Below are 21,531 nucleotides of genomic sequence, written 5' to 3' on the forward strand. Positions count from 1 at the left end.
CCTGGGGAGGTCCTCATGTCGGACACCATCAACCCCGTCGCGGGCGGGAGCGGCCCGCGCCCCGCGGGCAAGGCCCTCACGGGCCACACCGGCGCCGGGACGGACCCCGAGACGCGGGGCCGGACGACCATCGCCGACAGCGTCGTCGAAAAGATCGTGGGAATGGCCACCCGCGAGGTGCCGGGCATCCACAGCCTCGGCTCGGGCATGGCCCGCACGCTCGGCGCGGTGACGGACAAGGTCCCCGGCGGGCGGACCAACGTGAGTCGCGGCGTGAAGGTCGAGGTGGGCGAGCGGCAGGCCGCCGTCGATCTCGACGTGGTCGTGGAGTACGGCGTTGCCATCGTGGACATCGCCGCCGACGTCCGCACCAGCGTCATCACGGCCGTGGAACGCATGACGGGCCTGGAAGTCGTCGAAGTGAACATCACCGTCGACGACGTCCACCTGCCCGACGAGGAGGACGCCGACGAGGGCGAGGGCCGCGTGCGGTGACCCCTCCCGGACCCCTCCCAGCCCACGGCGTCCCGCCGTCGGGCCGAGAAGCGATCGACGTGAAATCAAGGTGAGTGACATGAGCGCAGCAACGACGGGCCTGCTCGCCGGCATGGCCCTGGGCTTCGCCGCATTCTTCGGCGGCTTCTGGGCGTTCCTGCTCGTGGCCTTCCTGGGCCTGGTGGGCCTGATCATCGGCCGCATGCTGCAGGGTGACCTCGACCTCTCCGACCTCACGCGCTCCCGGAACCGGCAGTGACCTCGCAGCCTGCCGCTGCCTCCCCCGGCGGAGCGACAGCCACCCGGCCGGTCCTGCCGGCCGCGGAGCGCGGCGCCACGGTGATCCCGGTCAAGGTGGTGGCCCGCATCGCGGCCCGCGCCGCGCGGGAGGCCCTGGCGGCGCACCCGGACACCTCGGCCGTTCACACGAAGCTGGGCGCTCCGAACGCCTCGGTCACCATCGGGAGCGGCACGGCCCGTCTGGCACTGACTCTGGACCTGCCCTACCCGATCGACCTCGCCCGTGCCTCCCGCCAGGTGCAGGAGTACGTCAGCGAGCGGGTCGCCCATTTGACCGGGATGCGCGTCACCGAAGTCACCCTCGCCATCGAGCACCTGGTTCCCTCCGGCGGCCTCGAGGGCCGACGCGTGCAGTGAACCGGCCCGCAGGCACACCGGGAAGGAGAGCCGGTATGAAACGGGACGAAGACTCCCCGGCCGAGACGGAGCAGGCCGGCACGACGAACGAGGCCGCCTCCCCCACGGCGGCGGGGCAGCCGGCGCAGCAGCCCTCGGCCGGTCCACGGCCGTCCGTCGGGCGCCCGTGGTCCGCCCGCCGTACACCGGCCGCACTGACCGCCCTGGTCATCGGGGCTGTGGCCGGGATCTTCCTGTTCGACGTCGTCAGGGCCCGTACGGGCCGGGCCGCCGCGGCCTGGCGCACGGACCTGGCCGACGAACTGGCCACCCGCCCGCTGGATGACACCTGGATACGGGTCGGCGCGGCCGTCATGGCCCTCCTCGGCCTCTGGCTGGTCGTCCTGGCCCTCACCCCCGGCCTGCGTCACCAGCTGCCCCTCACGTCCCCCGACGCGCGGATGCGCGGCGTGCTGGACCGCGACGCCGCGGAACTCCGTCTGCGGGATGCCGCCATGCGCGTCCCCGGGGTGAGTGCGGCCAAGATCCGGGTCTCCCGGCACCGGACCCGGGCACGGGCGGACGTGCGCTTCCGGCCCCCCGCCGACGTCAAGGCCGATCTCCTGGTCGCCCTGCGGGAGGAAATCGACCGGCTGGCCCTCGCCCGCCCGCCTGGGCTCGCCGTCCGGGTACGCACGGGCCGGAAGTGACCCTCTCCGAATGAGCACGGCCGAGCAGTGAAAGACAGCCGAGCAGCGAAAGACAGGAGACGGATCCCATGAAGAGGCAATCCGCGCTCAACCGAGTCCTCCTGGCCCTGGCAGGCATCGTCCTGCTCGGCGCAGGCGTCATGATCCTGGCGGGCGGCTTCGACCTGTACCGGCGCTGGCAGGTGACTCCTCCCGACGGCTGGCGCCTGAGTACTCCCGAGGCCGTCCTGCTCTCCGACGTCGACCGCACCCGCTGGACGGACGAAGGATGGTGGGGGCCCACCGTCATCGCCGTTCTGGCCGTCGTCGTGCTGCTCGCCCTGTGGTGGCTGCTGGCGCAACTGCGCCGCACGCACCCCGGCCACATACCCGTGGGGGGTCCCCCCGCCGTGGAGGGTGTGGAACTGCGCGAGCGCGTCCTCAGCGACGCTCTGGCCGCCGACGCCCTACAGCAGCCCGGCGTCCACAAGGCCCGGGCCCGGATGGACGGCTCGGTCAAGCATCCCCAAGCCCATCTCGACCTCACCCTCACCCCCGACGGCGAGCCCGGCCCGATCCTCCGGGCGCTGGGAGACGGCCCGCTGGAGCGCGCCCGCCGATCCACCGGCCGGGCCGGGCTCCCAGCGACGGTGCTGCTCCGGGCGACCCCCCACAAGGCCCACCGCGCCGACTGAGTCACCCTCCCGACCGCGTCTCGCAGACCCCAGGTAAACCTGCCTCTTATGGGTAGACCATTCGATGAGGGAGGCTTGCGCACGGACCGTGCCACGCAGTGGCGTGGGAGGTGAAGGAAATGGCGGCAGGCAAGAAGGCCAAGAACGCGGCCAAGAAGACCAAAGGCAAGATGAAGGAAACCACCGGGCGCGTCGTCGGCAACGAAAGCCTGGAAACGAAGGGGGCCCGCGAGCAGATGGCGGGCGACGCAAAGCAGACCGTCCAGAAGGCCAAGGACACGCTGAAGCATTGACCCCCACTGCGGGATCCCCGCGGAAGACCGTCGAGAGGGGCCGACGTCCACGTCGGCCCCTCTCGGCATCGGCCCCTCTCGACGAACGAGTCCCTACTGGCGGCGCCGGCGGCGCGGGCGGCTCGATTCCTCGGCCTCGGCCTCGTCGTCCTCTTCGCCCTCGTCGTCTTCGACGCCCTCGTCGTTCTCGTCATCCTCTTCCGGGACCTCTTCGTCCGCGTAGTCTTCCTCGCCGTCGGCGTAACCCCCTTCGGGCTCCTCCTCTTCCTCCTCGGACTCCTCCTCGGGCTCTCCCTCCTCGTCGGACTCGTCACCCTCTCCGTCTTCTTCGTACTCGCCTTCCGCCTCACCCGTGTCTTCGTATTCCTCGTCGCCCTCCTCGCCCTCGTCGCCCTCTTCGCCCTCCTGTTCCAGGGCCTCTTCGTGTGTGCGGACCACCTCGCCGTCCCGAATCTCACCGCGCCAGCCTTCCGGCTCGTCGGTGGACAGGGACACGTGCCGGAGGAAGTGCTTGAGGTCCAGGCGCAGGCGACGGCCCTGAGCGCGCCACAGGTTGCCGGTCTTCTCGAAGAATCCGGAGGGGTAGTACTCCACGACCAGGACGATGCGGGTCAGTGACGGAGCGAGCTCGTGGAAGCTGACGCAGCCGCGGGTGGTTCCCTTGGCGCCGTCGGAGGTCCATACGATCCGCTCGTCGGGTACCTGCTCCTGCACGGTGGCCTTCCATCCGCGCGTCGAAGGCCCGACCTTGACCTTCCAGTCGCTGGTGGTGTCATCGTTGCGCGAGACGTCGCGAACACCCTTGGCGAAGCCGCTGAAGTCCTCGTACTGCGTCCAGTGGTCGTACACGGTACGAAGCGGCAGGCCGACGTCGATGAACTCGACGATGTTCATGACCTTGCCGCCGCTCTTACGGCCCTTCTTGCCCTTGCCGAAGACCTCGGAGGCGGCATCGGTCACCTTGTCCTTGAGACCGCTGAAGCCCTGGCCCATCATCGCCTTCACGGGCGAGTCGCCTTGCAGCATCCGCCCCCCGATACCGGCGACATCGGAGAGGTTGCCGTTGCCGGACGCCACGTCCTGGAGCTGATCGGTCACTTCCCCCAGCTTGTCCGACGCCTTGTCCGCGAGCTGCCCGGCCTGGGCTCCCAGGAAAGAGGTCAGCTCCCCGAGCAGCTGGTCGAGCCCCGACTTCTGTTCTTGCGCGCTGGCGCGTTCTGACTGTGCCATGACCTACCTCCGCGTGGACGGCTTGCGGCCCGGCGTCTTCTTCGCCGTCGTCTTCCTGGCCGCCGTCTTACGTGCGGGAGCGCGCGCCGCGGTCTTCTTGGCCGGCGTCGCCTTACGTGCGGGAGCGCGCGTCGCGGCCTTCTTCGCCGGCGCCTTCTTCGCCGCCGCCTTGGACGGGGCGGACTTCTTGGCCGACGCGGCCTTACGTGCGGGAGCGCGCGTCGCGGCCTTCTTCGCCGGCGCCTTCTTCGCCGCCGCCTTGGACGGGGCGGACTTCTTGGCGGGCGCGGATCGCGGTGGGGCCTTGTCCGCTGAGCCCCTCTCCGCCGATCCCTTCTTCGCCGTGGCCCTCTTCGCCGCCGCCTTCTTGGCGGGCGCAGCGGGCCTGGAGGCGCGCGGTCGCCTCGTGGCCGGACGGGCGGGAGCTTCGGAGCCCGCACGGGTGCGGGTCGACGGCCGAGCGCGCCTGCGGGGCGGGGGTTCTTCCTGAGGCTCTTCTTCCTCCTCGTCCTCCGGCTCGTACGCTTCTTCCGCTTCCTCCTCCCCCTCTTCCTCCTCCGGCTCCTCTTCCTCCTCCTCCGGCTCTTCCTCTTCCTCTTCCTCGTCCTCTTCCTCGTCCTCTTCGGCTTCGGCCTCCGGCTCCGCGTAGCCCTCCTCGTCCTCGCCCTCGCCCTCTTCCTCGTCCTCCTCCTCGCCCTCTTCCTCGCCCTCTTCCTCGGCTTCGTACTCGTCCTCGTCCTCGTAGGGCTCTTCCTCGTCCTCCCTCGCGCGGCCCGCGCCGCTCAGTTCGAGGGTCCGGTGGTGCAGCGTGTCGGCGAGTTCGCCGAGCTTGCGGTCCGCCGCGGCTCCCAGTGCCTTCTTGCCCGCGTCCAGGGCCTCGCCCCGCAGCTGGTCGCTGATTTCGGCGAACTGGGGCATCTCCTTGAGCTTGCCGAGGCCCTGCGCCATGAGCTGACCCGGCTCGAGGCCGAAGCGGCGGCCGGCGAGGTACGTGGCTACCGTGAATGCGAGACGGCCCTTCTTGGCACGTCCGAGCACATAGCCCCCGGCCACGGCCGCCGCGAGCGTGATCTTGGTTGTGTCCTGCATGAGCTGTATCCCTTCACCAGGGCGCTTGCGGGCTCTACGTCGCCGCCCGGGAATGCCCTCCGGGCCTGCGGACTGCGCCGGCTGGCGTTCTGCGTCGGCAGCCGGAAGAACGGCCCCACTCAGGCGGTCAGTACACCGCCTACCCCCAATGCGAGACATATGTCCCTATATGATGATTGTAGTTTCAGTGAGCGGTGTTCCCCCAGTGGAGTGACCACATGGCCGCAGCAGAGCCGACACGTCCGAGGAGAGTCCGCCCCCGCCCGGCCGAGGACGCCGAGGAACGGGAGCGGCCGCCCGCCCGCCGTGCTGCTGCCAAACGGCGTACCGGTGCTCCCGACGCGTCCGCGGCGATGCGTTCCGCAGCAGGGCAACTGGCCCAACTGCTCGGAAGGCCCCCTGACTCCGTCTCGTCGCTCAAGCCGACCGAGGACGGCTGGGAGGCGCAGGTGGAAGTGGTGGAACTGGAACGCATCCCCGACACGACCAGCGTGATGGCCAGCTACAAGGTCGCCCTGGACTCCGAAGGGCAGCTGGTCTCCTACGAACGGACCCGCCGGTACAGCCGAGGCATGATCGACCGGCCGACCTGAGGACGGGCCGCCCGGGGAAGGAGACGTCATGACCATGGTGCCGCAGAGCGGCAGCAGCGTAAGCAGGGGCGGAAGCAGCCCAGGCGGTAGCAGCAGCCTCTATGACGTGTTGGAGCTCATCCTCGACCGCGGTCTGGTCATCGACGTCTTCGTCCGCATCTCGGTGGTGGGAATCGAACTCATCAAGATCGACGCCCGCATCGTGGTGGCCAGCGTCGACACCTACCTGCGGTTCGCCGAAGCGTGCAACCGCCTCGATCTGGAAGCGGGCCGGAAGGCTCCCGCCCAGCTCCCGGAGGTCGTCGGAACGATGATGGAGGGCGGCGCCCGCGGCAAGTCCAAGGGCGCGCTCGGCGGGGCAGTCGACGCCGTGACCGATACCCTCACCGGCCGCACCGCGAAGCGGGACGAACCGGAGGAGGAAGAAGAGGTCGAAGAGGAAGCCGCCCCCAGGAAGCGGCGTCCCGCCCGGCGCCCGGTCCGCCGGGAGAAGGAGTAGGCGATGGCGCTCTACGTGTACGCGATCACCGGCAAGGACCATCCCCACCGCCTTGACGGCCTGACCGGCGTGGGTTCCGACCCCTCACCCGTGCGTACGGTGACCGCCGGACCCCTGTGCGCGGTGGTCAGCGACATCTCCGAAGAAGTCCGGCCGAAGCGCAGGGACCTCCAGGCGCATCAAGAGGTGCTGCAGTCACTCATGGCCGACGCCGTGATCCTGCCGTTGCAGTTCGGCTACTTCGCCTCCGACGATCAGGCCGTCCAGCAGGCCCTGGAAGACAACGCCGAGAGCTACACGGCCAACCTCGCGCGACTCGACGGCTGCGCCGAATACCACGTGCGGGCGACCCAGGCGGACGAGGACGAGCTGCTGCGCCAGATCCTTCGGGATTCACCCGAGGCCGCGGCACTCAACGAGCAGATCCGGGCCGGCGCGCCGGACCCGCAGCTGCCCCTCGCGCTGGGAGAACTGATCGCTCGCGAAGTGCGGGAACGCCAGGATGCGTTGGCGGCGGGACTCGTGCAGGCGCTGATTCCCTACGGTCGCGAGCACGCCAGCCATCCGCCCTCCAGCCCCGACTTCCTGAATCTGTCGCTGCTGGTGGCCCAGGACCGCGTCGAAGACCTGCTGGCGGCGCAGGCCGGGCTCGCCCGGCAGATCGAGGGCGGCGTCGATTTCCGGCTCACCGGCCCGTTGCCCCCGTACAGCTTCGTCCAGTGAGCCCGTGACACCGGGACCCGGAACCCGGGCCCGGAAGCCGGGAAGGAGGACACGGACATGGGACTGTTGACACAGCTGCTCACCCTTCCCGTCGCGCCGGTGCGGGCCGTCCTGTGGGCGGCCCAGCGCGTCGCGGACAAGGCCGAGGACGAGTACTACGACCCGGCGCCGGTGTGGCGCGAGCTCGCCGACCTGGAGCAGCGCCTGCTGAGGGGCGAGATCGACCAGGACGCATTCGACCTCCGGGAGGACGAGCTGATCGACCGGCTCACAGAGATCGCAGAGTTCCGGCGGCAAGTGTCCTGACGGGGAAGCGAGGTCGTCATCGTGTCTGAGCCACTACCCGGCCGACTCGGATCCTTCCCGTCCCGAGCCGCCCCGATGCCGTACGGGCAGAGCACCTCCAGCCTGGCCGACATCCTGGAGAGAGTCCTGGACAAAGGCATCGTCATCGCCGGGGACATCCGCATCAACCTCCTCGACATCGAACTGTTGACGATCAAACTCCGCATCCTGGTCGCCTCCGTGGACAAGGCCAAGGAGATGGGCATCGACTGGTGGGAGCACGACCCCTCGCTCTCCTCGCGCCATACCGGAAGCCCCCTGGAACAGGAGAACCGCCGGCTGCGCGCCGAGCTGGAAGCCCTGCGCCGCGAACGCGTCGACGGCGAGGAGTTCCCGCTGCGGACCACCGATGAGGAACCCGGCCGGGACACGCGCGGTGGGACCGCCCGGGGGCGCCGGCCATGACCACGTCCGACGACGCCCTCACCTACGTCTACGCCGCAGCACCCCTCACGGCCGGCCTGCGCGAGGCCCTGAAGGGGCTGCGCGGAATCTACGGATCCCCGGTCCTGTTCGTCACCGCCGCGCCATTCGCCTCCGACAGTGCCGACGGTGCCGACGGTGCCGACGGGCCACCGGTGACCCTTGCCTTCGCCACCAGTCACGTACCACGGGGTGACTTCGACGAGCGCGCACTGAAGAACCACTTCGAGGACCTGGAGTGGCTCGAGGACGTGGCCCGAGCCCACCACGACGTCGTACAGGCACTCTCCACCCGCACCACGGTCCTCCCCCTGCGCATGGCCACCGTCTACCAGGACGACGACCGCGCCGGCCAGGCACTCGGCGAGCAGCACGACGCCTTCGCCGAAAGACTCTCCCAGCTCACCGCGCACACCGAATTCGGCGTGAAGATCTACCTCGCGCCCTCCGCGGCCCCCGCCGGTACCGGACCCGGTGCCGACACCGGTGCCGGCACCGGCGCTGCCACCACTCCGGGCAAGGCGTATCTCCAGCGCCGCAGGGCCCAGCACAACGCCCAGGAAGCCGTGTACGGCCAGGCGCAGGAGGCCGCCGAGATCGTCGAAGCCATCGCCTCCCGGTACGCCTCCCAGCACGCCCGGCACCCCACCCAGCGCGGCGCCCTGACCGGGCCCGGCGAAAACGTGGTCAACGACGCCTACCTCGTGCCGGACGCGTACGCGGAGTCGTTCCGTGCCGCCATAGAGGATGCCGTCGACGTCTTCGACGGCATCCGTGTCGAAGTGACCGGCCCCTGGGCGCCGTACTCCTTCGCCATGCCGCCGGCCGAGCCCCGGCGATCGGCGGGCGGGGAGGAGCACGGCCCATGACCCTCGCGGAGCACGGAGCGCCGCTGCCCGGGCGCCAAGTCGCGCTGGTGGACCTCCTGGACCGGCTGCTCAGCGGCGGCGTGGTCATCACCGGCGACATCGTTCTGGCCATCGCCGACATCGATCTCGTCCGCATCTCCCTGCGCGCTCTCATCGTGTCCGTCAGTTCCGAGAACCGCCCGCCCGCGGACGGCCCGGGAGGGCGGCCGGAATGAGCGGACAGCACCCCGAGCACCCCACGCGCCACGAGCAACACTCCGAGCGCCGTGAGCGACACCCCGAGCGCCACGACCCGCCACCGCCGCCCGCCGATGCCGGCCTCGAGGAGGTCGGTGACTCGATGTCGCGAGCCTTCCGCCTCATCCAGGCTCCCCCCACGCCGCGCGACGCACCCCCGCGCGCAGCACACCGTATGCACACCGACCCCGACACGGTGGGAGAGGACCTCCTCAAACTCGTCCTCACCCTGGTCGAGCTCCTGCGCCAGCTCATCGAGCGCCAGGCCTTGCGGCGCGTGGACGCGGGAGACCTCACGGACGAACAGGAGGAGGAACTGGGAGCCACGCTCCTGGCGCTCCACGACCGGCTGGCGGATCTTTGCGCCGAGCACGGCTACGCGCTGGAGGACCTCAATCTCGACCTCGGCCCCCTGGGACCTCTCCTTCCGCCCCGAAACTGAACTGAACTGAACCCCCCGTGCGTCTTGCTGCGCCCGAGTGGAGTAGGGCGCCAGCTCGGCGTCGGGAATCCGGCCGCTCGCCGCGCGATCATCACAGCAGGGGCGGGCACGCCGATGTGTCCGAGCGCACCAGCACCGAAGCCGCGGCCGCCACGGCCGGGATGGAGAAGTACACCGATGACCAGCCAGCACGACGGTAACGAGTCCTCTTCCCCCTCCGGAGAGTCGCCGGAGGGGGAGCGCACGCAGGGCCGGCCCGGCCAGGCCGACGAGTCATCGGCCGGAGCCGACGGCAAGACCACGCCCCAGGAGAAGGCCGCCGCGGTCAAGGAACACGCGATCGCCAGGGCCAGACAGGCCACCGCCCAGGTCCGCGAAAAAGCCGGCCACGCGACCGAGCTGGCGAAGAGCAAGACGCCCGAGCCGCTCCTCAGCACAGCAACCCACACTGCGGCGCACGTCCGCGACACCGCGTCCCGCGCCGGCCACCGCGCAGCCGACAAGACCCCCGACGCCGTCCGCGAAAAGGCCGCTCAGGCGGCGCACGCGGCAGGATCCAAGTGGACCCCCGTGATCTCGGCGGGGCTCGCCCTCCTCGTCTTCCTCCTCGTGCGCCGCAGCCGCCGGAACTGCTGAAGACCCCGGGGGGATGGCGCAGGCGTGCCGCTCGTGGCGGGCGTCGCTCCCCCACACGCCGGGCGCGTCGGCGGGAGCCGCCCAGGAGGCGAGCGCCCCGCCTTCATGGATCCGGATGCTGATGTCCTCGCCTTCGAGGAGGTGGTACACCGGCCGGACGGCGGGCAGCGCGTGCTCCGTGAAGACGATGCGTCCCAGCGACACCATGGCGAGGAGCCCGAGGGCCTCCGCCCCGGTGGGACCGGCGCCGAACGGTCCTCTTCCGTGCCGTGGAACCGCTCGGCTCGGCGCTCACGAGACCACGAACGTCAGGTCGCGGGCGGCGGCGAGCACCCGGATGGACTGGACCACCCGGGGCGGCACGTCGCACAGGAGGAGCCGCGTCCCCGCCGCACGGCAGTGACCGCCCAGCCGGCTCAGGAGGTCGATACCCGCACTGTCGCAGAAGGAGAGGCCGCGCAGGTCCAGGACGATGTTCCGGTGCCCGGATCCCGCGAGTTCGCGCAGGCGCGGCTCCACTTGCCCGGCAGTGCAGAAGTCGAGCTCTCCGGTCAGGGCGACGCGCAGACCGCGGTCGTCCCGGGCCACGGTCCTCAGGTCGATCAAAGCGGTCGTCATGACGGCCTCCGCGCTGTGCGCGGCTCCGTGGAGTCGCGCCCTTCCCCGTGCGCCATCAGTCCATCCGGTGCCGCGCCCGTCCGGGAAGGTCCGGCAGGCCCTCCGGACGGGGCCGAAGGTCCCTTCCCGGGGGGCCCGGCCGGTACCCGCCGCCGGGAGCCGCGGCCCGACGGGGGCCGATCGGCCCCGGGCCGGGGTGCGCCGAGCCCTCGCACGGAACGGCGGAGCCACCTCACGACGTCACGTCCGTCACGTCCGTCACGTCACCAGGTGCAGCGACGTGTCCGCGATGCCCAGCCGTACGCTCTGCCCCCAGGTCATCTCCAGGGCGTCGCTCTCCATCCCGTCGCCGAAGACCACGATCCGGTCCGACTCCACGGTCAGTCGCAGCTCCTCCCCCCGCCCCAGCTCTCCGGCGACCTTCGTCGTCCCGGTCGTGGGCGAGGGCCAGGCCTCGCGCACGAACCACAGGAGCCGCCGGTCGCGGGGTGCGGGCAGGCCCGCGCGGCTGCCGCGCTCCAGCCACAGGGAACGCAGCCAGCCGGTGGCTCCCGTGCCGGTGCCCACCAGGACCCCGGAGGACGCCTGGACCTCGCCCGGTCCCGTCTCGCCGTCGGAGCCCAGGCGGTAGCGGGCCGTCTGGTGACCGGGCGACCCCAGGTAGATCTCGTTCAGCGCCAGGAGGCGCTGGGTGTCGTCGGCGACGGCCTCGACCATGGTCAGCTCCTCCGCCCGGCTCCCGGCCGAGGTCGCCGCCCGCAGCAACGCGGCCGTGTCGGCGCAGCGGTGACGGACCAGGACCCCGGGGTTGCGCCCCGGGTCGGTGTCGATGCCCACCACCGGCTGTCCGCGCAGATACTTCGCGGTGTTGGCGACCAGACCGTCCTGGCCGACCACCACCACCACGTCCTCCGGGGCGAACGGGAAGCGGTCCAGGTCCGCCCGCTCCACCCGGGCGCTGCGCCAGGTGAGCGGCACCGCCGCCGCCACCTCCCGCAGCGCCTGCCGGGTGCGGTCGTGGCGGCGGGCCACCTCGTCGATCGACCGGCCCCGGCTGGACAGGAAGAACGCGGCCTGCCCGTGCGTCCCGTGCCGGGCGAGCAGCTCCTCGTACTCGGTCCTGCGGTGCACGAGCACCGCCCGCGGGGCCAGGCTCACGCGCCCGCGCCGCCTTCCGGACGTCCGAGCCTGGTGATGAGTCCGGTGAGGACGTCAGGTGAGAGCGTGATGCTCTCGATCCGCGGGAGGTTCTCCGCCAGCCGGGTCGCCGCCAGGGCGTGCAGCGTGCCCGGGCCGGCTTCGTCGTGCACGCGCAGCCAGGCGGCCTGAACCTCGGCGCGCGCCGCGCCGGTCTCGCGCGCCGCCTCGGCGTCCGCGCGGGCCAGGCTGACCTTGCGGGCCGCCTCGGTCTCGGTCCGTACGCCGTCCGCCACCGCCTTCTCCTCGGCCTCGCGTCGGGCGTTGGTGCCGCGCTGATCGATCAACTGCTCCTCGCGCCGGGCCAGTTCGATCTGACTGGCCAGCTCGTTCTCGGCGATGGCACGCTCACGCTCGACCGCGACGGCCCGCCGCTCGTAGGTGGCCCGGTCGGCCTCCTGCTGGATCTGCTCGCGGGCCGGGGTGCGCAGGGCACGCTCCACCTCGGCCTCGGGGCGGATCGCCACGACCCGCACGGCCACCACCTCGATGCCGGTGGCCGGGAGTCTGGTCTCGGCGGCGAGACCCGCGGCGACCCGCTCCCGCACGGAGGCGACGCCGTCCACCAGGGCGGCGGCCAGCGGGGTGCGGGCCAGTACGTCCAGCGTGTGCTGCTGCGCGGTCTCGGTGAGGAGCGTGGCGATCTGCTCCAGGGGTGCGCCGCGCCAGCTTCCGGTGTCCGGGTCGACGGAGAAGTCGAGCCGGTCCGCGGCCTCGGCCGGGTCGCTGATCCGGTAGGTGACGGTGGCCTGGACGGCGACGTCCTGGAAGTCGGACGTAGGGGCGTGGAACGCCATGGCCAGCTCCCGGTCGTCGACCGGCACTTCGGAAAGCGCCGCCGACAGCGACCGGTACCAGAAGCTGAGCCCCCGCCCGTCGTGGACGAGCCGGCCGCGCTCGTGGTGGCGGATGTGGACGGTGGGCGCGGAGCGCAGATGACGCCAGCCGAAGCGCCGGGTGATGTCGGCCATGGCGAACCCCCTTCATTTCGTCAATGCGACGATAACGAGCCCCGCTCCATATCGTCAAGAGGACGAAAAGGGATACCCGCTCCCGCCCCCGTCGGCCGGCACCCCGCCGCCGCACGCGGAGGTCCTCGCCCTCCCGGTCGACGCCGACCCCCGCGCCGACCCCCGCATCGGCCCGGCCTGCGGGTGCGGCCTGCCCGGCACCGCGACCGGCGCCCTCCTGGGCCGGGCCGCAGCAGCGTGGCCGGCCTCGACGGATCCGAGCGTCGCCCATAGCGGACGGAATGAAACCTTCCGCAGAAACATGATCATGAGTGAATCTTTTCGGTCAGGATGGAACCCGTCACCCAGGGTGAGGGAGGGCGCTCGGCCTACCCCTGGACTCTCTTAGGCCCGACTGACCCCCCTTGGCCCGCCCGCCCCACGCTACGGACGCAACAGACAGGAATTCACGCGGTCGTACCCCGGGTAGAGCCAAGGATTTCCTGATCTGCGCCCACTACCCCGCAAAACAAGTCCGGAAATGACAGGTTTGCTTTGACTCTTGAGTGATCTATCCGTGAATGTCGTTCACATGTCCGACACATCCAGAGCCGCCGCCGGGGGCCCTCTTCGCTTACGCGACTTCCGACTGTTACTCGCAGGAGCTGCCACCGGACAGCTCGGTGCACAAGTGACACTGGTGGCACTGCCCCTCGTCGCCGTCCTCGAACTCGACGCTCCCGCCTTCCAAGTGGGCCTCCTGACCGCCGCGGAGACCGCCGCCTTCCTGCTCGTCGGGCTGCCCGCCGGAGCGCTCACCGACCGGATGCGCAAGCGGCCCTTGATGATCCGCACCGATCTGCTGCGCGCCCTTGCCATGATCAGCATCCCCGCTGCCGCGCTCGCCGACGTCCTCACCATGGCCCAGCTCTATGCCGTCGCGCTCGTGACCGGCGTGGCGACCGTGTTCTTCGACGTCGCCCATCAGAGTTACCTGCCGCAGATCCTGCCCCGGGATCAGCTCATGGCCGGCAACGGCGCCCTGGAGACCGTGCGTTCCACCGCCCACGTGGCCGGGCCCGGTATCGGCGGCGGACTGGTACAGCTCGTCGGGGCGCAGTTCGCCGTCATCGTCGACGCCATCGGCTACCTGCTCTCCGCCCTCTTCCTCCGACGCGTCGAGCAGACCGAGGAGGCGCCCGAGCCCACAGCCGCCGGGGGTTCCCTGCGCAAGGAGATCGGCGAGGGTGTGCGCTTCGTCTACGGCCATCCGCTGCTCCGCGTCATCGCCGTCACCACCGGCCTGGCCAACTTCTGTACGGCCGTCCTCATGGCGACGCAGACCGTGCATCTCGTCCGTGTCGTCGGGCTGGAGGCCGGCGGGCTCGGGCTGGTGCTGTCCGCGTCGGCCGTGGGAGGGCTCCTGGGCGCGCTGTGCGCCGGGCGTCTCGCGGCCGTCGTGGGGCAGGCCCGGGTCATGCTCCTGTCCGTCCTCGTGACCGGTCCGTTCGCGCTGCTGTGGCCCCTGTCCGGGCACGGTCTGCCCGGGGCGGTCCTGTTCGCCGCCGGATCGGCGGTCGTCTCCTTCGGCGCCGTCGTCTACAACGTCGCCCAGGTCAGCTTCCGCCAAGGCGCGTGCCCACCACGACTGCTCGGCCGGATGAACGCCACGCTGCGCTTCCTCATGTGGGGCACGTTGCCCCTGGGCGCGCTCCTCGGCGGAACACTCGCCCAGTCCTACGGGTCGCGCACGGCTCTCGCCTGGTGCGCCGTCGGCATCCTCGCCGTACCTCTGCCGCTGCTCCTCTCCCCGCTGCGCCGGATGCGGGACCTGCCCGGTCCGCAGGACGACGGTGGCACCGACACCGACACCGACACCGAGGCCACCGTGGCCGACGCCGTGACCGACGCCGGTGCCGGTGCCGACCGCGGGACACAGCGGCACGCCGCCTCCGCCGACGGCGACGAACGGGCGTCCCCCGCACCCACCGCCTGACCACGGGCGGACCGCCGCCCGGCCACCCTCTGGCTGCCGGGGACGACGACCGCCGCGCGGGGCGGGACAGCACGCCGCCGCCGACCCGACAACACCGCCCTGCCCGCAGGGGCCGCGCCGGCCTTCGGCGCGACCGCGGCCACGACGAAGAGGACCACGTGCGCAGCATCACGAGTCAGTACCTGGACCGCTACCGGCGTCTCACCGGCGACCGGTCCGACAGCGTGCTGCCGGTCACCGGAGCACAGCGCCGCTTCCTGCTGGTGCGTTCGCTGGACCCGTCGGGACGCCCCGACGTGGTGCCGATGTTCTTCGCGTTCCCTCACGGAACCATCGACCCCGAACGCCTGCGGGCGGCGGCGTCCAGGCTCGCCGCACGGCACACGGCCCTGCGCTCACGGCCCGCCGTCGTCCGCGGCACTCCCGTCCTGTGCGTCGCCGGTCCGGACATAGGCCTGACCCGGCCGGCCCTCGTACCGGGAGAGTCGCCCGCCGACGCCCTCGGTCGAGCTCTGGAGTCCTGGGATGCCCAGGGTCCCCCCTTGCGGCTCTTCCTCGTACGCGACGAAGAGCACGAGGAGGAGATCCTCGCCGTCGCCCTGGACCACGCCGTCTGCGACGGCCGTTCGCTGGCGCGGATCGTCGACGAACTCGGCGCCGCCTACAGCGAGGAGGCCACCGATTCCCCCACGGCACCGGGGGCGGCCGAAGGCGAACTCGCCGTGTACCGGGACGCGGTCCTGGGTCAGCTCGCGGCCGAGGAGAGGGCGGAGACGGCCGAAGCGGCCGGGTACTGGGCCGACCGGCTGCGTACGCTGCACGCCCACGCTCCGGCGCCCGGTGCGGCCCGCGTGTCCGAGGGCACACGGCCCAGCGGGGCGGCCCAGGCACGGCTGCCCGCGTACGACGGCGGCATGTCCTTCCCCGGACTGCTCGATGCCTGCCGCTCCGCGGCCCGCGAGCTGTACGGACCCGGCCTCACGGTCCCGCTCGGCTACCCGTGGGGCGGCCGTCCCCCCGGAGCGGAGCCGGTCGTCGGCTGCTTCCTCAACACCCTCGTCTTCCCGGCCGACACCGGCGACGGAACCGGCAACGAGCCCGGCACCGTACCCGGCTCGGGGGCGACGGCCGAAGCGTGGTGGGACGACCTCGACCGGGCCGACGTGCCGTTCGACGCGGTCGTGGCGGCCGCGCGGGCCGCCGGCTCGGGCTGGACCGGAGGCCTCGACGGACTGCTCACCGTGGACGACGACAGCCGTCGCCCGCCGCTCGTGCTGGCCGGTGTGGAGGGCCGGGAGGTCCACGTCGACGGCCGCCCGGTCCGCGGTCCCTTCGCCGTCTCCATCACCCGGGGAACGGAGATCCACCTGCGGATGGTGTGGGACCGGGCGGTGCTCGACGACGGGACCGCGCAGCGGGCGTTCGACGCGCTCACCCACGCGCTGCGCCCTTCGGAGCCCGCCGTGCACTGACCCCACCGCCAGCGCCCACCGCCAGCGCCCACCGCCCTCCGCGGCAGGTACCCGCATCCCCCGGGGGCGCCCCCGCACGCCCGACCCCGGCGCCCCGGGCGCGTCACGGCCCCTCGGCCACCCCGCAGCGCAGCGCGGCCCCACGTCGCCGCGCACCCCGAGCTCCCCCCACGGCACCCCCACGCAGAATGCGGCACCGCGCGACCCGCGAAGCCGCCCGCACGACCACCGGACACGATCGTGACCGGCACCGGAGTCCGACCCGACAACCTCAGGGATCGCCCATGCTTCCCCTCTCCTCCTCGCAGGAGATCGTCTGGCTGCACGAGCAGATGCAGCCCGGCAGTCGCGCCTACAACTTCACCGCCTCGCTGGACCTGTGGGGCACGCTCGACACCGAGGCGCTGCGCCGGGGGCTCGACGCCACCTTGGCGCGCCACCCCGGTCTGCGGCTCGAACTCGTCACCTCCACCGGGTCCGTACCGGCGCAGCGGGTCGCGCCGCGGTGCGCCCCGAGACTGCGCACGGTCGACCTCGGCACGGAGGAGGACCCCGAGGCGGCATTCGCCCGTCTCCTGCGCACCGAGGCCGAGACACCGCTCGACACGTTCGAGGCACCGCTGATCCGCTGGACGCTCGTACGACTGGCCGAGCGCCACCACCGGTTGATCCACGTCGAGCACCACCTGATCCACGACGGGCACTCCTTCGCGATCCTGCTCGACGACGTGTTCCGCGTGTACCGCGCCCACGTCCTCGGCGAGCCCCTCGAACTCCCGCCCGCCCCGTCGTACGCGGACCACGTCCTGGAACGGACCGAGGCGGCGTACGTACCCGAGTCGCTCGACTTCTGGCGGGCCGAACTGCGCGACCAGCAGCACGACCTGCCGCTCCCGGGCCTGACCCGCCCCGGGGCCCGCCGCGAGCACCGCGGCGGGCAGCTGCGCCAGACGATCGGCGCCGATCTCGCCGAACGCCTGCACGGGCACGCCCGTACGCGCGGCCTCACCCCCTTCTCCACGCTCCTGGGGCTGTTCGCCGAACTCCTGCGCCGGCACAGCGGCCGCTCCCGGATGGTCATCGGCACCGCCGTCGGCAATCGCCCCCTCGGCTACGAGGGCACCGTCGGCATGTTCGTCAACACCATCCCGCTGCCGCTCGTCCTGGACGGCGCCGCCCCGGCCCAGGACACCATGGACGAGGTCACCGACACCTTGATCCGGGCACTGCCCCACCAGGACGTGCCGGTCCAGGAGCTGACCCGGGCGCTCGGCATGCACACCTCCGGCGCCGACAACCCCCTCTTCTCCGTCATGTTCAGCGCCCACGACGCGCCGCTGCCCGAGATCGACGTACCCGGTCTCGACATCACCCTCTTCGAGGGCTTCAACACCGGCACCACCCGTTTCGACCTCGACGTGGTCCTGCTCCCGGACGACCGGCGCGGCGTCACCCCGCGCCACGGCTCGCCCGGTATGACGTTGGTCTGGGACTACGACATGGACCTGTTCGGCGAAGACGTCGCCCGGTTGCTCTCCGGCCGCTTCCTGGACCTGCTGCGCGCCTATCTCGACAGCCCCGAGACCCCGCTGGCCGATCTGGATCCGACCGCCGTGGAGCCGGCCGCGGAGCCCGTGCCCGTCCCGGCCGACCGCGATCCGCTGGATCCCGTGGCCGCGCGGCACCCGTCGCTGCCGGCCCTGCTGTGCGGCGCCCGCCGTCTCACCTACGGCGAACTCGACGACCGCGTCGGCTCGCTGGCCGAGCGACTGCGCGCCGCCGGTGTGACGGCCGGCCGGCCGGTGGCCGTGGTCCTGCCCCGGGGGGCCGACTCGCTCGTCGCCCTGCTCGCATGCCTGCGGACCGGCGCCGTCTACTGCCCGATGTCCCCGTCCGATCCGCCGACCCGGCTGGGTCTGCTGCTGGAGCGGCTCGCCCCCGCGCTGGTCCTCACCGGCGACGGCACTCCGGCCCTGCCGGAAACACTGCCGACCGCCCGGATCGACGCGCCGGTGCTGCCTCCCGCGCGAGGGAGCAGCGAACTTCCCGGCACCGCCTACGTCATCCACACCTCCGGCTCCACGGGGACGCCGAAGCCGGTCGCCGTCGGCCACGCGGCGCTGGTGCACCATCTGACGGCGGCCGCCGACCGGTTCGGCCTCACCACCTCGGACCGGGTCCTGATGTTCGCCCAACCGTCCTTCGACGTGGCGCTCGAGGAGGTGCTGCCGGCCCTGCACGCCGGTGCGTGCCTGGTCCTGCCCGAGTACGAGGTGCCCACGGGCGCGGAGCTCACCGAACTGCTGGTGTCCGCCCGGGTCACCGTCGCGAACCTGCCCACCAGCTACTTCCTGGCCACCCGCGAGGACCTGCGCCCCGCACTGCGTGACGAGAGCTGGGCGCCCAGGCTCCTGGTCCTCGGCGGCGAGCGCCTGCCCGTGGAGGCACTGCGCGGCGTCCTCGCCGACACCGACGCCACCGTGCTCAACGTGTACGGCGTCACGGAGGCGGCCATCAGCTCGACCGTCCACGAGATCTCCCGCGACGCCCTCTCCGAGGGCGCGGAGGTCCCCCTGGGCACCGAGCTGCCGGGCGAGCGGGTCCACGTCCTGGACGCCCACCGCAGGCCGCTGCCGTCCGGCGCGGTCGGTGAACTCGCCGTAGCCGGGCCCGGTCTCGCCGAGGGCTATGCGGGCAACGCGGAGGTGACGGCCGCCCGGTTCGTCACCGTCGACGCACTCGACGGGCAGCGCGTCTACCTGACCGGCGACCTCGGCTACCGCGGCCTGGACGGTCTGCTGTACTTCCTCGGGCGGCGCGACAACCAGATCAAGTTGCGCGGTCACCGCATCGAGCTGGAGGAGATCGAGGCAGCGGCGTCCGCGGTGCTGGGCGGCCGGTCCTGCGCCGTCGTACTGGATCGGGAGGGCCCCGGCGGGCCCAGGCTCGTCGGCTTCCTGGAAGGCGGAGCCGACGGCACGGCCTTCGACGAGAAGGCGCTGCACGCCGAGCTGAGCCGCCGCCTGCCCGGCCCCCTCGTGCCCGCCCGGTGGGCCGAACTGGACATCATGCCGACCCTCGCCGGCGGCAAGCCCGACCGTACGGCCCTGTCGCGCCGAGCCGCCGCGCTCGACCCCGACGACGCCGCGGTGCCCGAGCCCGGAGCCGGCGCCGAGCCCGGGCCCACGGCCACCGACGTGTCCGGCGTGTCCGACGATCCGATGACGGCTCTGCTCACGGAAGGCTGGCGCGAGGTCCTCGGCCACGGTCGCTTCGACGCCCGCTCCCACTTCTTCCACAGCGGGGGCCATTCCCTGCTGGCCGCCGAGCTCGCCGCCTGGCTGGAGCCCCGGCTGGGCACGCGCCCGCCGTTGAAGGTGCTCTTCCGTCATCCCGTGCTCGCCGACCTGGCCGAAGCCCTCGCCGCCACCACCCCCTCCACGGAGTCGTGATGACCCAGTCCCCGACCGCTCCCGCCGTCCCCGCCATGCCCTTCGACACCGGCCTCGACACCGACACCGAGACCGCGCTGAGCGTCGCCCATGGCCCCTCCGCCGAACCGACCCGGGTGCTAGCCCACTTCGAGGACTGGGCCCGGCGCACCCCGCAGGCCCCTGCCGTGATCGACCGCGCCCAGATCTGGACGTACCAGGACCTCGACGCGGCGGCCGCGCTGGTCGCCGCCGATCTGGCCGGCCGCGTCCGGCCCGGTGACCTGGTGGGCGTCTGCCTCGACCGGTCCACCGCCCTGGTGGTGACCGCCGTCGCGCTCGCCCGGCTCAGCGCCGTCTACCTGCCGCTCGGCCCCCGCCCCGGCGAACGGCGCGTCCGGGCCGTCACCGAGGACCTCGACATCGCCTGCCTCATCGGCGACCCCGACGTCCTGCCCGCGGAACACCGCGGCGGGGAGCACCTCCCCCTGCTGCTGCCCACTGACGGTGTCAACGCCCCGGCCGCCGCGGTGGCGGCCTTCGCCGCCTCCGTCCGCGGCACCCGGCGCGCACCCGGAGGCGCCCTGTACGCCGTCCTCACCTCCGGATCCACCGGCCGCCCCAAGGCGGTCGCCGTGGCCGAGCCCTCGCTCTCCGTCGCCCTCGATTGGTACCGGGCCGAGACCGGCCTCGCACCGGGCGACCGCCAGTCCCTGCTCATCGGTGTCGCGTTCGACCCGCACCTGCTGGAACTGTGGGCCGCCCTGACCTCCGGCGCCGCCCTCGTCCCGGCCCCGGACGACACCCGCTGGGACTCGCACGTACTCACCGACTGGTGGCGCGAGACCGCCCTCACCCACGCCGTGGCGGCCACCCCCACCGTGGAACCGCTCCTGGACCGGCCGTGGCCGCGGGACCTGAAGCTACGTCACCTCGTGGTCGGCGGCGACCGCATGCGCCGCCGCCCCGGCGCCGACGTCACCGCCACCGTCCACAACGCCTACGGTCCCGCGGAAGCCACCGTCGTCACCACCACCCACACCATGCGCGGCACCGATCCGCAGGCCGGCGACCAGACCCCGCCCCCCATCGGCACCGCCCTGCCGGGCGTCACCCTCGTCGTCACGGACACCGCAGGACGCCCCGTCGCCCGCGGGAAGGAGGGTGAACTGCGCGTCGGCGGCCACTGCCTGGCGCTCGGCTACCTCGACCCCGACCTCACCGCACGCCGGTTCACCGCACCTCCGCGAGAACTGGCGCTGCCCGCGGTCGACCGCCTCTACCGCACCGGCGACCGGGTACGGATGAACGCCGACGGCAGCCTGGACTTCCTCGGCCGTCTCGACGACCAGGTGAAGATCAGCGGGGTGCGGATCGAACCGGCCGAGGTGGAAGCCGCCCTCGAGCAGGACCCCCGGGTGCGCACCGCCGTCGTCACCGTGCTGCGCGACGGCTCCGGCCACGGTCGTCTCGTCGCGCACGTACGGCCCGCCGACGGCGCCGAACCCCCTGCCGGGGACCTCCTCGCGGCGGTCCGGGCCTGGCTCCCCGAGCAGGCCGTCCCCACCGCCCTACGGATCGTCGACGGCTTCCCGCTCGACGCCAACGGCAAGGTGGACCGCCCCGCCCTGGCAGCACGTGCGCAGGCCGAGTCCCAGGCCGCGGTGCCGCCCAGGAGCACCACCACGGACCGCCTCTCCGACGGCCCCTCCGACGGCCTCGCCGCCGCCACCGCCACCGAGCGGCTGGTGCTGACGACCGTGCGCGACCTCCTCGGCCGGCCCGGAACCGGCCTCGGCGACCACTTCAGCGACGCCGGCGGCACCTCCGTGGTCGCCGCACGGCTGCTGGCGACCGTCGAACGCGAGACCGGAATACGCGTGCGCGCCCCCGAACTGCTGCGCAGCACCGACCTGCGGGCCTTCGCCGCCCTCCTCGACCAGCGCCGGACCCCGCGCCCGGAAGGAGCCTGA

24 protein-coding genes and 1 pseudogene are annotated in these 21,531 nt (G+C 72.4%); 19 read left to right on the forward strand and 6 right to left on the reverse strand.

What is annotated here, in order from left to right:
• The first annotated feature begins 15 nt into the window (after positions 1–15).
• The 6 genes from ABZY44_RS12855 to ABZY44_RS12880 all read left to right on the forward strand — a co-directional run bounded on the left by ABZY44_RS12855 (position 16) and on the right by ABZY44_RS12880 (position 2,808).
• On the forward strand, positions 16–495 hold the full coding sequence (locus ABZY44_RS12855; protein WP_356652891.1) for an Asp23/Gls24 family envelope stress response protein: 480 nt from the start codon (positions 16–18) through the stop codon (positions 493–495).
• 79 nt (positions 496–574) lie between these two features.
• Positions 575–754 carry a hypothetical protein gene (locus tag ABZY44_RS12860; RefSeq protein ID WP_356652893.1) on the forward strand — a complete coding sequence of 60 codons (180 nt, stop codon included), beginning with the start codon at positions 575–577 and terminating at the stop codon, positions 752–754.
• A complete protein-coding gene (locus ABZY44_RS12865) occupies positions 751–1,152 on the forward strand; it encodes an Asp23/Gls24 family envelope stress response protein (protein ID WP_356652895.1) in 402 nt (133 codons plus the stop codon). Before ABZY44_RS12860 ends, ABZY44_RS12865 begins: the two co-directional genes overlap by 4 nt.
• Positions 1,153–1,187: 35 nt before the next feature.
• Positions 1,188–1,841: a DUF6286 domain-containing protein gene (locus ABZY44_RS12870; protein WP_356652897.1), complete on the forward strand. Its 654-nt coding sequence runs from the start codon at positions 1,188–1,190 to the stop codon at positions 1,839–1,841.
• A 68-nt stretch (positions 1,842–1,909) separates the two neighbouring features.
• Positions 1,910–2,515: an alkaline shock response membrane anchor protein AmaP gene (locus ABZY44_RS12875; protein ID WP_356652899.1), complete on the forward strand. Its 606-nt coding sequence runs from the start codon at positions 1,910–1,912 to the stop codon at positions 2,513–2,515.
• 119 nt (positions 2,516–2,634) lie between these two features.
• A complete protein-coding gene (locus ABZY44_RS12880; protein ID WP_356652901.1) occupies positions 2,635–2,808 on the forward strand; it encodes a CsbD family protein in 174 nt (57 codons plus the stop codon).
• A 93-nt stretch (positions 2,809–2,901) separates the two neighbouring features.
• On the opposite strand, the gene ABZY44_RS12885 is transcribed toward ABZY44_RS12880, so the two are convergent.
• On the reverse strand, positions 2,902–4,038 hold the full coding sequence (locus ABZY44_RS12885) for an SRPBCC family protein (protein ID WP_356652903.1): 1,137 nt from the start codon (positions 4,036–4,038) through the stop codon (positions 2,902–2,904).
• A gap of 3 nt (positions 4,039–4,041) precedes the next feature.
• Positions 4,042–5,127, reverse strand: a complete 1,086-nt coding sequence (locus ABZY44_RS12890; RefSeq protein WP_356652905.1) for a histone protein — start codon at positions 5,125–5,127, stop codon at positions 4,042–4,044.
• A gap of 218 nt (positions 5,128–5,345) precedes the next feature.
• On the opposite strand from ABZY44_RS12890, the gene ABZY44_RS12895 reads away from it, so the two are divergent.
• The 9 genes from ABZY44_RS12895 to ABZY44_RS12935 all read left to right on the forward strand — a co-directional run bounded on the left by ABZY44_RS12895 (position 5,346) and on the right by ABZY44_RS12935 (position 9,894).
• Complete coding sequence (locus tag ABZY44_RS12895; RefSeq protein WP_356652907.1) at positions 5,346–5,720, forward strand: gas vesicle protein; 375 nt, start codon at positions 5,346–5,348, stop codon at positions 5,718–5,720.
• A gap of 28 nt (positions 5,721–5,748) precedes the next feature.
• Positions 5,749–6,219, forward strand: a complete 471-nt coding sequence (gene gvpJ, locus ABZY44_RS12900) for a gas vesicle protein GvpJ (protein ID WP_356652909.1) — start codon at positions 5,749–5,751, stop codon at positions 6,217–6,219.
• A gap of 3 nt (positions 6,220–6,222) precedes the next feature.
• Positions 6,223–6,942 carry a GvpL/GvpF family gas vesicle protein gene (locus ABZY44_RS12905; protein WP_356652911.1) on the forward strand — a complete coding sequence of 240 codons (720 nt, stop codon included), beginning with the start codon at positions 6,223–6,225 and terminating at the stop codon, positions 6,940–6,942.
• 57 nt (positions 6,943–6,999) lie between these two features.
• On the forward strand, positions 7,000–7,248 hold the full coding sequence (locus ABZY44_RS12910; protein ID WP_356652913.1) for a gas vesicle protein GvpG: 249 nt from the start codon (positions 7,000–7,002) through the stop codon (positions 7,246–7,248).
• A 75-nt stretch (positions 7,249–7,323) separates the two neighbouring features.
• Positions 7,324–7,692: a gas vesicle protein gene (locus ABZY44_RS12915; RefSeq protein ID WP_356653007.1), complete on the forward strand. Its 369-nt coding sequence runs from the start codon at positions 7,324–7,326 to the stop codon at positions 7,690–7,692.
• The gene (locus tag ABZY44_RS12920; RefSeq protein ID WP_356652915.1) at positions 7,689–8,579 is read left to right on the forward strand and encodes a GvpL/GvpF family gas vesicle protein; all 891 of its coding nucleotides are present in this window, start codon (positions 7,689–7,691) and stop codon (positions 8,577–8,579) included. The genes ABZY44_RS12915 and ABZY44_RS12920 overlap by 4 nt, the downstream gene beginning before the upstream one ends.
• Positions 8,576–8,794, forward strand: a complete 219-nt coding sequence (locus tag ABZY44_RS12925) for a gas vesicle protein (protein ID WP_356652917.1) — start codon at positions 8,576–8,578, stop codon at positions 8,792–8,794. The genes ABZY44_RS12920 and ABZY44_RS12925 overlap by 4 nt, the downstream gene beginning before the upstream one ends.
• Positions 8,795–8,919: 125 nt before the next feature.
• Positions 8,920–9,258, forward strand: coding sequence for a gas vesicle protein K (locus ABZY44_RS12930; protein ID WP_356653009.1), 339 nt, complete (start codon positions 8,920–8,922; stop codon positions 9,256–9,258).
• Positions 9,259–9,435: 177 nt separating this feature from the next.
• A complete protein-coding gene (locus tag ABZY44_RS12935; protein ID WP_356652919.1) occupies positions 9,436–9,894 on the forward strand; it encodes a hypothetical protein in 459 nt (152 codons plus the stop codon).
• Positions 9,895–9,948: 54 nt separating this feature from the next.
• Here ABZY44_RS12935 and ABZY44_RS12940 read toward each other — a convergent pair.
• The 4 genes and pseudogenes from ABZY44_RS12940 to ABZY44_RS12955 all read right to left on the reverse strand — a co-directional run.
• A pseudogene (locus ABZY44_RS12940) lies at positions 9,949–10,122 on the reverse strand (pyridoxamine 5'-phosphate oxidase family protein); the annotation flags it as partial.
• Positions 10,123–10,185: 63 nt separating this feature from the next.
• Positions 10,186–10,512 carry an STAS domain-containing protein gene (locus ABZY44_RS12945; protein ID WP_356652921.1) on the reverse strand — a complete coding sequence of 109 codons (327 nt, stop codon included), beginning with the start codon at positions 10,510–10,512 and terminating at the stop codon, positions 10,186–10,188.
• Between the two features lie 258 nt (positions 10,513–10,770).
• Entirely contained in the window at positions 10,771–11,670 is a 900-nt protein-coding gene (locus ABZY44_RS12950; RefSeq protein ID WP_356652923.1) for a hypothetical protein, read from the reverse strand.
• Entirely contained in the window at positions 11,667–12,680 is a 1,014-nt protein-coding gene (locus ABZY44_RS12955; protein WP_356652925.1) for an SPFH domain-containing protein, read from the reverse strand. Before ABZY44_RS12955 ends, ABZY44_RS12950 begins: the two co-directional genes overlap by 4 nt.
• A 571-nt stretch (positions 12,681–13,251) precedes the next feature.
• Between ABZY44_RS12955 and ABZY44_RS12960 the strand changes: the two genes are divergently transcribed.
• The 4 genes from ABZY44_RS12960 (at position 13,252) to ABZY44_RS12975 (ending at position 21,531) form a co-directional block, all read left to right on the forward strand.
• Positions 13,252–14,655, forward strand: a complete 1,404-nt coding sequence (locus tag ABZY44_RS12960) for an MFS transporter (protein ID WP_356652927.1) — start codon at positions 13,252–13,254, stop codon at positions 14,653–14,655.
• A gap of 158 nt (positions 14,656–14,813) precedes the next feature.
• Positions 14,814–16,127, forward strand: coding sequence for a condensation domain-containing protein (locus tag ABZY44_RS12965; protein WP_356652929.1), 1,314 nt, complete (start codon positions 14,814–14,816; stop codon positions 16,125–16,127).
• Positions 16,128–16,411: 284 nt separating this feature from the next.
• Complete coding sequence (locus ABZY44_RS12970; protein WP_356652931.1) at positions 16,412–19,579, forward strand: amino acid adenylation domain-containing protein; 3,168 nt, start codon at positions 16,412–16,414, stop codon at positions 19,577–19,579.
• Positions 19,579–21,531, forward strand: coding sequence for a non-ribosomal peptide synthetase (locus tag ABZY44_RS12975; protein WP_356652933.1), 1,953 nt, complete (start codon positions 19,579–19,581; stop codon positions 21,529–21,531). The genes ABZY44_RS12970 and ABZY44_RS12975 overlap by 1 nt, the downstream gene beginning before the upstream one ends.

Origin of the sequence: Streptomyces sp. NPDC006544, from assembly GCF_040611715.1 — a bacterium.
In the GTDB taxonomy this organism is placed as follows: Bacteria; Actinomycetota; Actinomycetes; order Streptomycetales; family Streptomycetaceae; genus Streptomyces.